This is a genomic window from Paraconexibacter sp. (assembly GCF_059438195.1).
In genome coordinates, this window is record NZ_JBLKKY010000053.1 from 17,639 (window position 1) to 30,587 (window position 12,949).

Consider the following 12,949-nt stretch of genomic DNA (forward strand, 5'->3'; position numbering starts at 1 on the left):
CCCACCGGGCGACCCCTCAGCTGAGGGGTGGCGCGGGGCCGGGAGCAGGAGTACTTTCGCCGCCATGCATGGTCTCCGTGGTGCCGGTGCCGTCGCGAATGCGATCGCGGCCGACGCGTCCGTCGGCCTCGACGCGCAGTCGTTCATCGAGCGCACCGCCGCGCGCGTCCAGCGGGTCGTCCCGGCCGACGGCTACTTCTGGGCCTCGGCGGACCCGCAGACCGGGCTCTGCATGGGAGCCGGCGTCGTCGACCGCCTCCCCGACGAGATCTGCCAGCCGTTCTGGGACAACGAGTTCCTCGTCCCCGACTTCAACAAGTTCTCCGACATCGTCGCCGGGCCGGCGCGGGTCGTCGACCTCCACGAGGCGACCGGCGGGCATCCGCAGCGCAGCGCGCGCCACCGCGAGTTCTACGGGCTGTTCGGCCTCACCCACGAGGTGCGGGTCGCGTTCACGTGCGGCGCCACGCCCTGGGGGTACGCCCACCTCAACCGGTCCGTCGACAGCCCGCCGTTCAGCGAGCCGGAGAAGGCGTGGCTGGAGTCGATCCGGGGCGACGTCGCCAGGGGGCTGCGCCAGGCGATGGTGAGTCAGGCGTCCGGCTTCTCCGACGTGCAGGCGCCGGGGATCGTGCTCCTCGAGGCGGACGGCACGGTCGTCTCGGTGAGCGCCGAGGCCGAGCACTGGATGCGCGAGCTGGAGTCCGCGTTCACGCAGCCGAGCGCGACGGGCCTGCCGATTCCCGTCGAGGCGTTCACCCACGCCCAGGCCGCGGCGCTCGACGCGCGCGTCGACGCGGGCGCCCGGCCGCTCCGGGCCCGGCTGCGCACCCGGTCCGGGATGTGGCTCCTGCTCCACGCCACGGTCATGCGCGCACCCGACGGGGAGCCCGGCCACACGGCGCTCGTGCTCGAGCCCGCGAAGGCCGCCGACGTCGCGCCGATCATCGTCGAGGCCTACGGGCTCTCGCAGCGCGAGGTCGAGGTGACCCGGCTCATCGCCCGCGGGACGTCGACGGCCGAGATCGCCTCCGGCCTCTGCCTCTCGCCGCACACCGTCCGCGACCACGTCAAGTCGATCTTCGACAAGGTCGGCGTGTCGAGCCGGGGCGAGCTCGTCTCACAGCTCTTCGCCGACCACTACCGCGACGGCGTCGAGGCCGCGGTCGGCGCGTCGCACGGGTCGAACCCGGCCGCCGATCTCGTGGGCGACGGCGCAGAGGGATAGGAGAGAGGGACTACTCCTCGGTCGAGTCGGCCGGCGGCTTCTCGGTCTGCGCCGGGCCCTGCGCGGCGACCTTCACGCGGCCGTCCTCGACCGTGAAGGTCACTGCCGTCGACTGGTCGCCCTCGGAGATGATCGCGGTCGCGGCGTTGCCCTCGATCGTGACGTCCTCGATGTCGTAGTCGCCGCCGGCGGCCTGCCCCTCGGTCGCCTCCCGGCAGGCCTCCTCGCCGCCGATCTGCTCGAGGAGGATGCCGCTGATGTTCTCGGGATCGCAGAGGAGCTGAGGGTCCTCGTTGATGTCGCCGACGAGCTCGCGGACGGCGTCCTCGGTCAGCTCGGGCGGGGTCTCGCCGCCCTCCGGGGCGGGCGCGGTCTCGGCGGGGGCCGCCGGGGCCTCGGCGGCGTCGGTCTCGTCGTCGTCACCGCAGCCGGCGGCGACGAGCGCGGCGGCGGAGAGGGCGAGCAGGCTGGCGCGAGAAGGTCGCAGCATGGACGTCCTTTCGGGTGCTGTTCCGGCGAGCGCTGACCCGCCGGGGCGGGGAACAAGGCGCGACGACGGTAGCAATCAGACGCGCCCGCGCGTCTCGCCGCCGCGGCGGTGGCGCGGCCGCGTCCGGGCGACCGTCAGTCGGCGGCCGCGTACAGACCGGCGGCGACCGAGCCCTGGTAGGGCCCGAACATGACGTTCTTCAGCGACCGGTAGCCGTAGGAGTTCACCGAGGCGACGCTGCCGCCCGCCGTGATCCAGCCGCCGCCGCTCGAGCCGCCGGTCATGTCGCAGCCGATGCCCATCGGGTCGCTCGCGCCGCCGTCGCGGTAGAGCAGCGGCGAGTCGCAGCCGCGCAGCGTCCCGCCGCTGAACTTCTTCGCGGCCGGGTAGCCGTGGCTGCGGTAGCGCTGGTCGGCCGAGGAGGAGAACGTGACCGGCCGCGACCCGACGACGCCGCCGAGCGTCCCGCCGGGGAGATCGGCTCGGCTCACGCGGGCGGCGCCGAGGTCGTAGGTGAAGTCCCCGGAGGACCGCCACTCGGAGGTCGAGTACAGGGCCGAGAACGCCCACAGACCGTACGGCGCCTCGCCGTTGTAGTAGGCCGGGACGAACAGCCAGTTCGTCGCGTCCGCGCCCGGGCCGTCCGTGACGCAGTGACCGGCGGTCCAGACGAGGCTGCCCGCGCTCGCGTCGACCGCGGTCCCCGAGCACACGTAGTCGACGCCGCCGAGCGTGAAGAAGACCTTGCCGTTCGTGCGGTCGAGTCCGGTGTAGGGCCATGACACGGTGAACGACGACCACGTCGAGGTGTCGCCGCCGGGCTTGCCGCCCTTCGAGCCGGAGCCCTTCGTCCCGCCCTTCCCGCGCGGAGAAGGCTCGGTGCCGCGCACGCGGTCCGCCGGAACCGCACGCTCCATCTTGCCCTTCGTCCAGTACGCCGCGACGTGCGACGGCGGCTTCGCGGCGTGCGAGACGTGCGGCCGCGCGGCGCTCGCCGGCGACGCGCCGACGAGAGCGACGACTGCGGCGGTGGCGGCGGCGGCGAGGAGGGACGAGGCGAGGCGCATGGGGCATCTCCGGACGGACGCGCGGACGGGGACGAGCGTAGCGCCGGACGGCGGCCTGAACGCCATCTCGACGAACGTACGAGAGGCCGCGCCCGACGACGCGGTCGGGCGCCCGAGCGGGCCGGGCGTTTGACCGCGTCGATCGGCCACGGGTAACGTCGTGCGCGGCGTTCGAGGAAGCGGAGGCTTTCCATGCTGGACGACGACGACCGCACGCGCAGGCACGACGCCGGGCCTCGCGTCGCCGACGTCTCCGCCCTCGACGACCTCCTCGCCGCGCTGCGGCGCCGCGGCTACCGCACCGTCGGTCCGGTGGCCCGCGACGGCGCGATCGTCCTCGACGAGATCGCCACGGCCGACGACCTCCCGCGCGGGGTGGGCGAGGAGCAGGACGCCGGCCGCTACCGCCTGCGCGACCGCGGCGACGAGGCGCTCTTCGGCTTCAGCGTCGGGCCGCACTCGGCGAAGGGGACCCTCCTGCCGTCCACGGTCACCGTCATGCGCTCGCGGCGCGCCGAGGACGGCGGGTTCACGGTCGAGCGACCGGGCGAGGAGCCCGAGCCGGTGGCGCTCGTCGGCCTGCGGTCCTGCGACCTCCACGCGATCGCCATCCAGGACCGCGTGCTCACCGGCGGCGCCGTCGCCGACCCGGACTACGCCGCCCGCCGCGACGCGCTGTTCGTCGTCGCCGTGCAATGCGGCCAGGCGGGCGGCACCTGCTTCTGCGCCTCGATGGGGACGGGACCGCGCGCCGAGGGCGGCTTCGACCTCGCCCTCACCGAGCTGCTCGACGACGGCGGGCATCGCTTCGTCGTCGAGGTCGGCAGCGACCGCGGTCGCGAGGTCCTCGAGGACGTCGCGCACGCCGCCGCCGGGGAGGACGACCGCGACGCCGCACGCGCCGCGACCGAGCGCGCCGTCGCCCAGATGGGACGCACGCTCGACGCGGCGACGACGCCCGCGCTCCTCGCGGAGAACCTCGAGCATCCCCGCTGGCAGGAGGTCGCCGACCGCTGCCTCACGTGCGGCAACTGCACCCAGGTCTGCCCGACGTGCTTCTGCACCTCGGTCGACGACGTCACGGACCTCGCGGGGGACGTCGCCGAGCGCACGCGCCGGTGGGACTCCTGCTTCACCCTCGACTTCAGCCACGTCCACGGCGGCGCCGTGCGGCGCTCCGGCGCCTCGCGCTACCGCCAGTGGATGACGCACAAGCTCTCGACGTGGGTCGACCAGTTCGGGACGTCCGGGTGCGTGGGGTGCGGGCGCTGCATCACCTGGTGCCCCGTCGGCATCGACATCACGGAGGAGGTGGCGGCGATCCGTGCAGTCGATCCCTGAGCTCCTGTCGTCGGTCCCGCTCTTCGCCGGCCTGCCCGAGGAGCACCTGGAGCTGCTCTCCGGCTGCGCGGTCAACGACGGGTTCGCCGACGGCGAGGCGCTCCTGCGCGAGGGCGAGCCCGACGAGTCCTTCTACGTCATCCGGCGCGGCACGGCCGCGCTGCAGACCGAGTCGCCGACCGGCCCGCTCGTCATCGAGACCCTTCACGAGCACGACGTCGTCGGCTGGTCGTGGCTCGTCCCGCCCTACCTGTCGCACTTCGACGTCGTCGCTCGCGGTGACGTCCGGGTCGTGCGCTTCGACGCGGTCTGCCTGCGCGGCAGGTTCGCCGGCGACGCGGAGCTCGCCCGGGCGATGTACGAGCGGTTCGTCGTCGTCATCGCCGAGCGGCTGCAGGCGACGCGCCTGCGGCTCCTCGACCTCTACGGGGCGCCCCGTGCCGTGTGAGGCGCCGGCGGACCTCGAGGTGTGCCGCGTCCTCTCCCGGCGCCGCGAGACCGCCGACACGTGGACCCTCACGCTCGACCACGCCGGCGAGGGCTTCGCGCCCGGGCAGTTCGCGATGCTCTCCGCCTTCGGCGTCGGCGAGGCGCCGATCTCGGTCGGCAGCGTCGAGGGCGGGCTCACGCACACGATCCGCGCGGTCGGGGCCGTCACCCGGGCTCTCTGCACCGCCCCCGCGGTCGGCGTCCGCGGCCCGCTCGGGCGCGGCTGGCCGCTCGGCGACGCCCGCGGCCGCGACGTCGTCGTCGTCGCGGGCGGCCTCGGCCTCGCACCGGTGCGCCCGGCGGTCGAGTCGGCTCTCGCCCATCGCGAGGAGCACGGCCGGATCGTGCTCCTCTACGGCGCGCGCACCCCGCAGGACCTCCTCTACCGCGACGAGCTCGCCGCCTGGGAGGCGGCGGGGGTCGAGGTCCACACGACGGTCGACGCGGCGGACGCGGCGTGGCGGGGCCGCGTCGGCGTCGTGCCCGGGCTCGTCGCCGCGGCCCGCCTCGACGGCGCCGCGAGCGTCGCGCTCGTCGTCGGTCCCGAGGTGATGATGCGCTTCGCCGCGCGAGCGCTCGAGGCGGCCGGCGTCCCGCCCGCGCGGACCTTCGTCTCGCTCGAGCGCCACATGGAGTGCGGCGTCGGGCTCTGCGGCCACTGCCAGCTCGGACCGCTCCTCCTCTGCCGCGACGGACCGGTCGTCGCGCAGTCGGTCGCGCGCCCCCTTCTGGGGGTGCGCGAGCTGTGAGCCGACCGAGCCTCGCGGTGTGGAAGTTCGCCTCGTGCGACGGGTGTCAGCTCACGCTGCTCGACTGCGAGGACGAGCTGCTCGCGCTCGCCGACGAGGTCGAGATCGCGTTCTTCCTCGAGGCCTCGAGCGCGACGCGACCCGGGCCGTACGACCTCAGCCTCGTCGAGGGCTCGGTGACGACGCCGGAGGACGAGCGCCGCATCCGCGACATCCGCGCGGGGTCGCGGCGCCTCGTCACGATCGGGGCGTGCGCGACGGCCGGGGGGATCCAGGCCCTCCGCGCATGGGCGGACACCGGCGAGCTCGCGGGCGCCGTCTACCCGCGGCCCGGCGAGCTCTCGTTCCTCGGGACGTCGACGCCGATCAGCGCCCACGTCGACGTCGACTTCGAGCTGCACGGCTGCCCGGTCGACAAGCGTCAGCTCCTCGAGGTGATCGGCGCCTTCCTCCACGAGCGCGACCCGGCGATCCCCGGCGAGAGCGTGTGCATGGAGTGCAAGCGGGCGGGACGGGTCTGCGTCATGGTCGCCCACGGGACGCCGTGCCTCGGGCCGGTGACCCAGGCCGGGTGCGGCGCGCTGTGCCCGGCGCACGATCGCGGCTGCTACGGCTGCTTCGGCCCGATGCCGACGCCCAACGCGCCCGCGCTCAGCCGGGCCTGGGAGTCGCTCGGCGTCGAGACGGCGGACGTCGTGCGCGCCTACCGGACGTTCAACGCCGGGGCGCCCGCGTTCCGCGAGGAGAGCGAGCGTCAGGGATGAGCGACGCCCGCGAGCTGCCCGCCGCGCGCACGCGCATCTCCGTCCAGGCGCTCGCCCGCGTCGAGGGGGAGGGAGCGCTGCGCCTCCACGTCGACGACGGGCGGGTGACGCGGGCCGAGCTGCGGATCTACGAGCCGCTCCGGTTCTTCGAGGGGATCCTCCGCGGCCGGCGGGCCGACGAGGCGCCCGACATCACCGCGCGCATCTGCGGCATCTGCCCCGTCGCCTACCAGATGAGCGCGGTGGCGGCGGTCGAGGACGCGCTCGGCGTCGTCGTGCCGGAGCCGGTGCGCCGGCTCCGGCGCCTCCTCTACTGCGGCGAGTGGATCGAGAGCCACGCCCTCCACGTCCACCTCCTCCACGCCCCCGACTTCCTCGGCTACGACGGCATGGCGGACATGGCCCGCGACCACCGCGACGTCGTCGAGCGCGGCCTGCGGATCAAGAAGGCCGGGAACGCGCTCGTCACGGCCATCGGCGGCCGCGAGATCCACCCGGTGAACGTGCGCGTCGGAGGCTTCCACCGGTCGCCCGCCCGGTCGGAGCTGCGGAGCCTCACCGACCATCTCGAGCGGGCGCGCGACGAGGCCGTCGACATGGTGCGGTGGGCGGCGAGCCTGCCGTTCCCGGAGCTCGAGACCGACCACGCCTTCGTCGCGTTGCGCGCGCCCGGCGCCTACCCGCTCGAGGCGGGGCGCCTCGTCTCGGACGGCGGCCTCGACGCCGAGGCCTCCGAGGTCGAGAGCGTCGTCACGGAGGAGCAGGTCCCGCACTCGACCGCTCTCCACGCGCGGCTGCGCGGCGAGGACCGCCCGTATCTCACCGGCCCTCTCGCCCGCTGGGCGCTCGGTCACGAGGCGATGTCCCCGCTCGCCCGGCAGGCGGCGCGGGAGGCGGGGCTCGAGGCGCCCTGCCGCAACCCGTTCCGCTCGATCGTCGTCCGCTGCGTCGAGATCCTCTTCGCCCTCGACGAGGCGCTCGCGATCCTCGCCGCCTACGAGCCGCCGGACCCGCCCGCGGTCTCGCTCGAGTGGCGCGCGGGGACGGGCTGCGCCGCCACGGAGGCGCCCCGCGGGACCCTCTACCACCGCTACGACGTCGCCGCGGACGGCACGATCCGCGCGGCGCGGATCATCCCGCCGACCTCGCAGAACCAGCGCGCGATCGAGGCGGACGTCCGCGCCGTCGCCGAGCGCGGCCTCGACCTCGACGACGATGCGCTCGCCCGCGAGTGCGAGCGGGCGATCCGCAACCACGACCCCTGCATCTCGTGCGCGACGCACTTCCTCGACCTCACGCGCGCCTGACCTCGACGCGGGGCGTCGTCGTCGCGATCGGCGGTCCGCACGGCGACGACGCCGCCGGGCACCTCGTCGCCGACCGGCTCGGAGCCGAGGCGGTCGTCCGCGTGCCCGGCGGGGACCCCGCCGCGATCCTCGAGGCGTGGGACGGCGCGCGCCTCGCGGTCGTCGTCGACGCCGTGCGCAGCGGCGCGCCGCCCGGGACCGTGCACCGGCTCGACGCTGCGGCGGTGCGCGCGGGCATCGACGCCGCGTGGTCGAGTCACGGCAGCGGGGTGGCCTCTGCGATCGCGCTCGCCGAGGCGCTCGGACGGCTGCCCGCGCGCCTCGTCGTCGTCGGCATCGAGATCGAGCGCGTCGCGCCCGGTGCGCCGGTGAGCGCCGCTGTCCGCGCCGCGCTCCCGCGGGCGGAGCAGGCGGTCCGCGACGAGCTCGACGCCGCCGGGTAGCAGGCCGATGTGAGCCTGTTCGAGGCCGCAGCCCTCTCGCTCGTCATCGCCGCGAACAACTTCGCGGTGGCGGTCGTGCTCGGCGCGTTCGGCATGGCCCGCCGCCGCGTCCGGATCGCGGGGGCCTTCGGCGTCGTCTCATTCGTCGTCGTGCTCGCCGGGCTCGCGATCGGACGCGGTCTCTCGGAGGACCTCGCCTCCGTCGGGGAGTGGATCGGCGTCGGGGTCCTCGCGGCCCTCGGGTTCACGAGCGTCCGCCAGGCCCACCACCGTGACGCCGAGGAAGATGCGCGGCTCGCTGCGGGAGCGACGAGCTGGACGGGCCTCTTCCTCCTGTCGCTCGGGATCAGCGGGGACAACCTCGCCGTCGGGTTCGCGTTCGGCCTGCGGGACGGCTCGGTGCTGCTGCTCGCGACGCTCATCGCGATCGCCGCCTGGTCGATGACGCTCGTCGGGCTCGGCTTCGGCGAGGGGGCCGGCCGGCACTGGGCGCGGCGCGCGCAGGTCGCGGCGGGCGTCGCTCTGCTCGGGGCGGCCGCGGGCCTCGCGGTGACGAGCGCGTGAGCGACGGGACGCGTGGTCGCGTCTGCCGCGCCGGCGCGGGCTCAGCCCTGGACGACCGGCAGCTCGAAGCGGCCCGCCGGGGCGGCGGCAGCCGGCGGGGGAGCCGACGCGGCCGGGGGCGGAGCCGGGGCGGCCATCGGCAGCGGCGCCTGGCGGCGGAGGGCGAGCACCTCGCCGGCGAGCGCGTCGATCGCGGCGGCCGCGGGGTCCGACGGCCGTGCGAGGACGACCGGTCGGCCGGCGTCGGCCTGCTCGCGCGTCGCGATGGTGAGGGGGATCCGGCCGAGCAGGGGGACGTCGAGCTCGTCGGCGAGCTCCTCGCCGCCGCCGGAGCCGAAGATGACGTGCCGGCGGCCGTCCTCGTCGACGTAGTCGGACATGTTCTCGACGACGCCGACGACCTCGTGGTCGAGCTTCGTCGCCATGCGCGCCGCGCGGCGGGCGACGCCGTGGGCGGCGGCCTGCGGGGTCGTCGCGATGAGGAAGCGCGCCTGCGGCAGCAGCTCCGACAGCGACATCGAGACGTCGCCGGTGCCCGGCGGGAGGTCGACGACGAGGACGTCGAGGGCGCCCCACTCGACGTCCTGGAGGAACTGCGAGAGGACCTTGTGGAGCATCGGCCCGCGCCAGACGACGGCCGAGTCCTCCTCGATGAAGAAGCCGATCGACATGACGAGCATGCCCTCCGGCGTGCGCGGAGGGACGAGCCGGCGCTCGGAGGACACGCTCGGCTTCTCGCGGATGCCGAGCATCCGAGGGAGGCTGTAGCCCCAGACGTCGGCGTCGAGGACTCCGACCGATCGTCCCCGCGCGTGGATCGCCGCAGCGAGGTTCATCGCGAGCGTCGACTTGCCCACGCCGCCCTTCCCGGAGGCGACGCAGAGCACCGTCCCCACCTGGGCGAGGGCGCCCTCCGGCATCGCCGCGCGACCGAGCCGCTCCTGCAGCGTCGCGCGCTCGGCGTCGTCGAGGACGCCGAAGCGGACCTCGACGCGCGTGATGCCGTCGAGGGGGGCGAGCGCCTCGCGGACGGCCTGCTCGAACTGCGCGCGGATCGGGCACCCCGGCGTCGTCAGCGCGATCTCGACGTCCGCGGCGCCGTCCTCGACCGTGAGGCTGCGCACCATCCCGAGCTCGACGATCGACCGGCGCAGCTCCGGGTCCGCGATCGGCCGCAGGGCCTCGAGGGCCCGGGCCGCGACGTCGGGATCGGCGCCCTTCGGCGCGTGGCGGGAGCGTCGTCCGATCATCATTCGACCATATGCGCAAATAGGCGACGAACGCAACCCTCGTCGTGGCCCTCAGGGCCGGAACGGCACGAGCCGCGGGTAGCTCCCCGGCCGGTACGGCGCGTTCGCGGCGGCGTCGCCGGGCTCGGTGTACGCGTTGTTGGAGAACGCGCCGGGGGCGCCGAACCCGGTTCCCGGCTCGACGAAGATGTTGAAGCGGACGTAGCTGCCCTTCGCGTCCCCGCGCGAGCCGATGGCCGCGGTGTTCGCGAACCACGCCGAGACCGTGTCGCGCCGCTCCGAGAGGTAGCGGACGATGGGGACGAGGTCGGCGAGGGCCGGTTCGAGACGGGCGATCGCCGGCCGCGCGGCGTCGAGGGCCGGTCCGGCGGCCTCGAGCGTCGGCGTCGCCGCGCGCGTGAGCGCCGGCAGGCCGGCGAGGACCGAGCGGGCGCGGCCGGCGACCGGCCGGAGGTCGTCGAGCGCCGGGGCGAGGCGCGGACCGAGGCGCTCGAGGTCGGCGACGAGGGGACGCGCGTCGCGGAGCAGCGGCCGGGCGGTCCGGAGGGTCCTCTCGGCCGTCGCCACGAGCCGCGGGAGCTCGTCGAGGCCTCTGGCGAGGCCGCTCCGCGCGCTCGCGGTCGCCTCGAGGGTCGACCGCGCGGCGCGCACGAGCCGGGCGATCTGCGTCTCGTGCTCGCCGATCGCCTCGAACGCCCGGCGGCCGTCGAGGACGATGCCGGCGATCGCGCTCTCCTGGCCGTCGAGGAGCTCGCCCACCCCGCGCAGCTCGGAGGTGAGCGCGTCGAGCCGCCCGAGGGTCGCCGACACGCGATCGGACGTGTGCGCGCTCGCCGCGCCGCGGGCGAACGTCCGCGTCATGCGCTGGATGTCGCGCTGGGCGCCCTCGCTGAACGCCGCGAGCGCCTCGTCGAGCTCGACCGTCTCGAGGACCTGCGCGGCGGGGAGCACGCCCCCGTCGGGGAGCGGCGGTCCGGAGCGGTCCAGATCCAGGTCGACGTAGGCCTCGCCGAGGACCGTCTTCTGCCCGACGCGGACCGTCGCCGTCCGCGGGACCGGCGCGTAGCGGTCATCGAGCCTCAGCTTCACCCGGGCGGTCGCGCCCCGGGTCTCGATCTCCTCGACCTCGCCGACCTTCGCGCCGCGCACGAGCACGTCGGACTTCCGCGCGAGCCCCTGGGTGTCGTGGAACGTCGCGACGACCCCGTAGCCCGGGCCGCCGAGCGAGACGGAGGGACCGCCGAACCGGCCCATGAGGTAGACGAAGAGGGACGCCGAGACGGCGAGGACGACGATCGCCATGATCGCTCCGGAGCGGGGGATCGCGAGCTTCACGGGCGCGCCTCCTCGCCGGCCGACGCGAGGCCGGCACGCCGCGCGCGGGTCGCGTCGGACGTGAGCCGCCGGGCGCGCCGCCGCGCCCCCGCCGCATCCCCGGCCGGGGCGTCCCCGGCCCGCAGCGCCCCGGGGAGACCCGGGACGAGAGAGCGCACGAGGCAGGCGACGACGTTCGTGCGACAGGTCTTCGTGAGAGCGCGGACGGCGTCGAGCTTCAGGCGCTCGAGGCGGGCGCCGCGCGCCCCCGGCTCACCGAACGACGCCGGATCGAACGCTTCGAAGAAGCCGAGCCCGCGCAGGATCGGGCCGTTCGCGTCGGAGGTCGAGAACACCCCGCTGAACCGCTCGCCGAGGAGGGCGATGCCGCGCTTGTTCTCGTCGATGTCGCGGAGCACCGGGGTGAGGCGGGCCACCGAGGGCTCGAGGCCGCGTGACGCCGGGCCGAGCGCGCCGAGCGCCCGTCGCAGGCTCCGCGCGGGCGCGCGGCCCTCCTTCGCCACCGGGCCGAGATCCTCGACGAGCCCGCGCGCGGACGGGACGAGCTCGCGGACCGAGCGCAGCGCGGCGGGGAGCCGCTCGGCGGAGGGACGCAGCCCTTCGAGGGCCGGGACGAGCGGATCGGCGAGCTCGCTCGTGCGCGCGAGCGCGCCGTCGACGGCGGCGAGCGCCTCCGGCAGCGCGCGCACCGTCTGCGCGAGCTCGTCCTCGCGCGCGCCCGTCACGTCGACGGTCCGGCGGCCATCGGCGAGCACGCGTCGCAGCCCGGTGCGATGCGCGGCGAGCGTCCCGACGACCGCGTCGAGCTCGGTGACGAAGCGCGCCAGGAGCCGGCGGCGGTCGGCGAGGGCGGAGGCGACGCGCGTCGTCGTGTCCATCGCCCGGCCGAGCTCGGTGAGCGCGCGGCGCAGCGGCGAGCCGGCGTCGTCCACGGCGGTGCCGAGCTCGCCGACGAGGATCTGGAGCTGGGCGCGCGTGTCGGCGTCGAGGGTGCTGACGACCTGGTCGAGTCCGACCGGGGCGGCGCGCAGGTCCGCGGCGATGCGGTCTCCGTCGCCGAGCGGCTCGTCCGCCTCTCCGGGCACGAGCTCGACCGTGTCGTCCTGGAGCGCCGACCGCGGGACGACGACCGCGCGGGCGTCGCGGTGGAGGCGCTCGCGCGTGCCCGACTCGACCCGCAGGGTCGCGACGGCGCGGCGGTCGGCGTACCGGACGTCCGTCACCTCGCCGACCCGGACCCCGGCGATCGTCACCGGATGGCCGTCCTCGTCGTTGAGCCCGTCGGCGTCCTGGAACGCGACCTCGATCGTCTCCCGGTCGTCGAAGATCGGCAGGTGGGTCCCGTCGCCCTCCAGCAGGTATCCGACGAACGCGAAGGCGACGACGGCCTGCAGCAGGATGATGAGCCTGCCGATGGGAAGGGGCCGGCGGCCCTCGCTGCTCACGGCGTGCACCCCCCGTTCGCGGCGAGGGCCTCGGCGAGCTGCGGGGCGGACTCCTCGAGCGCCGCGCACCCGGGGACGGGGTAGCCGACACCTGTGAAGAACCGCGCGTTGAAGCGCATGAAGTGACCTGGGCCCGTGCTCGGCGCCGTCGCCTGCGCCGGCGTCTGGAAGCCACGCGACGCGCCGCCGCCGCCCTGGAAGAGGCTGAGGAACTGCAGATAGGTCGGCAGGCCGAGGCTCGTCTCCTCGTCGAGGGCCGGCAGCAGCGAGTCGTCGAGCACCGCGAGGCTCGGGCGCAGCGCGAGCAGGAGCCCGCGGGCGGCGGGGGCCGCGTCGGCGACGGCCGCGACCGCTGCGCGCACGTCGCGCAGCAGCGGGGCGGTGTCGGCGAGGACGGGCGCCGCCTCGTCGAGGAGCGGCGTCGCCGCCGCGGCCGTCGGCGGCACCTCGCGGAGGGCCGGTCGCAGGTCGCCCCCG

13 protein-coding genes and 1 pseudogene are annotated in these 12,949 nt (G+C 75.6%); 8 read left to right on the forward strand and 6 right to left on the reverse strand.

Annotated features, from left to right (window positions below; translation table 11 throughout):
* The first annotated feature begins 64 nt into the window (after positions 1 to 64).
* Complete coding sequence (locus ACME2J_RS16430) at positions 65 to 1,228, forward strand: helix-turn-helix transcriptional regulator (protein ID WP_495546018.1); 1,164 nt, start codon at positions 65 to 67, stop codon at positions 1,226 to 1,228.
* A 10-nt stretch (positions 1,229 to 1,238) separates the two neighbouring features.
* Here ACME2J_RS16430 and ACME2J_RS16435 read toward each other — a convergent pair whose 3' ends face one another.
* Together ACME2J_RS16435 and ACME2J_RS16440 are read right to left on the reverse strand one after the other, a co-directional pair.
* On the reverse strand, positions 1,239 to 1,718 hold the full coding sequence (locus ACME2J_RS16435) for a hypothetical protein (protein ID WP_495546019.1): 480 nt from the start codon (positions 1,716 to 1,718) through the stop codon (positions 1,239 to 1,241).
* A gap of 134 nt (positions 1,719 to 1,852) precedes the next feature.
* A complete protein-coding gene (locus ACME2J_RS16440; protein ID WP_495546020.1) occupies positions 1,853 to 2,785 on the reverse strand; it encodes a trypsin-like serine peptidase in 933 nt (310 codons plus the stop codon).
* 192 nt (positions 2,786 to 2,977) lie between these two features.
* On the opposite strand from ACME2J_RS16440, the gene ACME2J_RS16445 reads away from it, so the two are divergent.
* The 7 genes from ACME2J_RS16445 to ACME2J_RS16475 are packed head-to-tail and all read left to right on the forward strand — an operon-like array spanning position 2,978 to position 8,442.
* On the forward strand, positions 2,978 to 4,126 hold the full coding sequence (locus ACME2J_RS16445; RefSeq protein WP_495546021.1) for a 4Fe-4S dicluster domain-containing protein: 1,149 nt from the start codon (positions 2,978 to 2,980) through the stop codon (positions 4,124 to 4,126).
* Positions 4,110 to 4,574: a cyclic nucleotide-binding domain-containing protein gene (locus ACME2J_RS16450; RefSeq protein WP_495546022.1), complete on the forward strand. Its 465-nt coding sequence runs from the start codon at positions 4,110 to 4,112 to the stop codon at positions 4,572 to 4,574. The genes ACME2J_RS16445 and ACME2J_RS16450 overlap by 17 nt, the downstream gene beginning before the upstream one ends.
* Entirely contained in the window at positions 4,564 to 5,364 is an 801-nt protein-coding gene (locus tag ACME2J_RS16455) for an FAD/NAD(P)-binding protein (protein ID WP_495546023.1), read from the forward strand. The genes ACME2J_RS16450 and ACME2J_RS16455 overlap by 11 nt, the downstream gene beginning before the upstream one ends.
* Positions 5,361 to 6,128: an NADH-quinone oxidoreductase subunit B family protein gene (locus ACME2J_RS16460; RefSeq protein WP_495546024.1), complete on the forward strand. Its 768-nt coding sequence runs from the start codon at positions 5,361 to 5,363 to the stop codon at positions 6,126 to 6,128. The genes ACME2J_RS16455 and ACME2J_RS16460 overlap by 4 nt, the downstream gene beginning before the upstream one ends.
* Entirely contained in the window at positions 6,125 to 7,435 is a 1,311-nt protein-coding gene (locus ACME2J_RS16465; protein WP_495546025.1) for a Ni/Fe hydrogenase subunit alpha, read from the forward strand. Before ACME2J_RS16460 ends, ACME2J_RS16465 begins: the two co-directional genes overlap by 4 nt.
* Entirely contained in the window at positions 7,399 to 7,878 is a 480-nt protein-coding gene (locus ACME2J_RS16470; RefSeq protein ID WP_495546026.1) for a hydrogenase maturation protease, read from the forward strand. Before ACME2J_RS16465 ends, ACME2J_RS16470 begins: the two co-directional genes overlap by 37 nt.
* Before the next feature lie 9 nt (positions 7,879 to 7,887).
* Positions 7,888 to 8,442, forward strand: coding sequence for a manganese efflux pump MntP (locus ACME2J_RS16475; protein WP_495546027.1), 555 nt, complete (start codon positions 7,888 to 7,890; stop codon positions 8,440 to 8,442).
* Between the two features lie 41 nt (positions 8,443 to 8,483).
* Here the strand turns inward: ACME2J_RS16475 and ACME2J_RS16480 are convergent, their stop codons facing one another.
* The 4 genes and pseudogenes from ACME2J_RS16480 to ACME2J_RS16495 form a co-directional block, all read right to left on the reverse strand.
* The gene (locus ACME2J_RS16480; RefSeq protein ID WP_495546028.1) at positions 8,484 to 9,692 is read right to left on the reverse strand and encodes an Mrp/NBP35 family ATP-binding protein; all 1,209 of its coding nucleotides are present in this window, start codon (positions 9,690 to 9,692) and stop codon (positions 8,484 to 8,486) included.
* Positions 9,693 to 9,743: 51 nt separating this feature from the next.
* Entirely contained in the window at positions 9,744 to 11,027 is a 1,284-nt protein-coding gene (locus ACME2J_RS16485) for an MlaD family protein (protein ID WP_495546029.1), read from the reverse strand.
* Positions 11,024 to 12,472 carry an MlaD family protein gene (locus ACME2J_RS16490; protein ID WP_495546030.1) on the reverse strand — a complete coding sequence of 483 codons (1,449 nt, stop codon included), beginning with the start codon at positions 12,470 to 12,472 and terminating at the stop codon, positions 11,024 to 11,026. Before ACME2J_RS16490 ends, ACME2J_RS16485 begins: the two co-directional genes overlap by 4 nt.
* Positions 12,469 to 12,949 (reverse strand): annotated as a pseudogene (locus ACME2J_RS16495) (hypothetical protein); the annotation flags it as partial. The pseudogene ACME2J_RS16495 and the gene ACME2J_RS16490, both read right to left, overlap by 4 nt.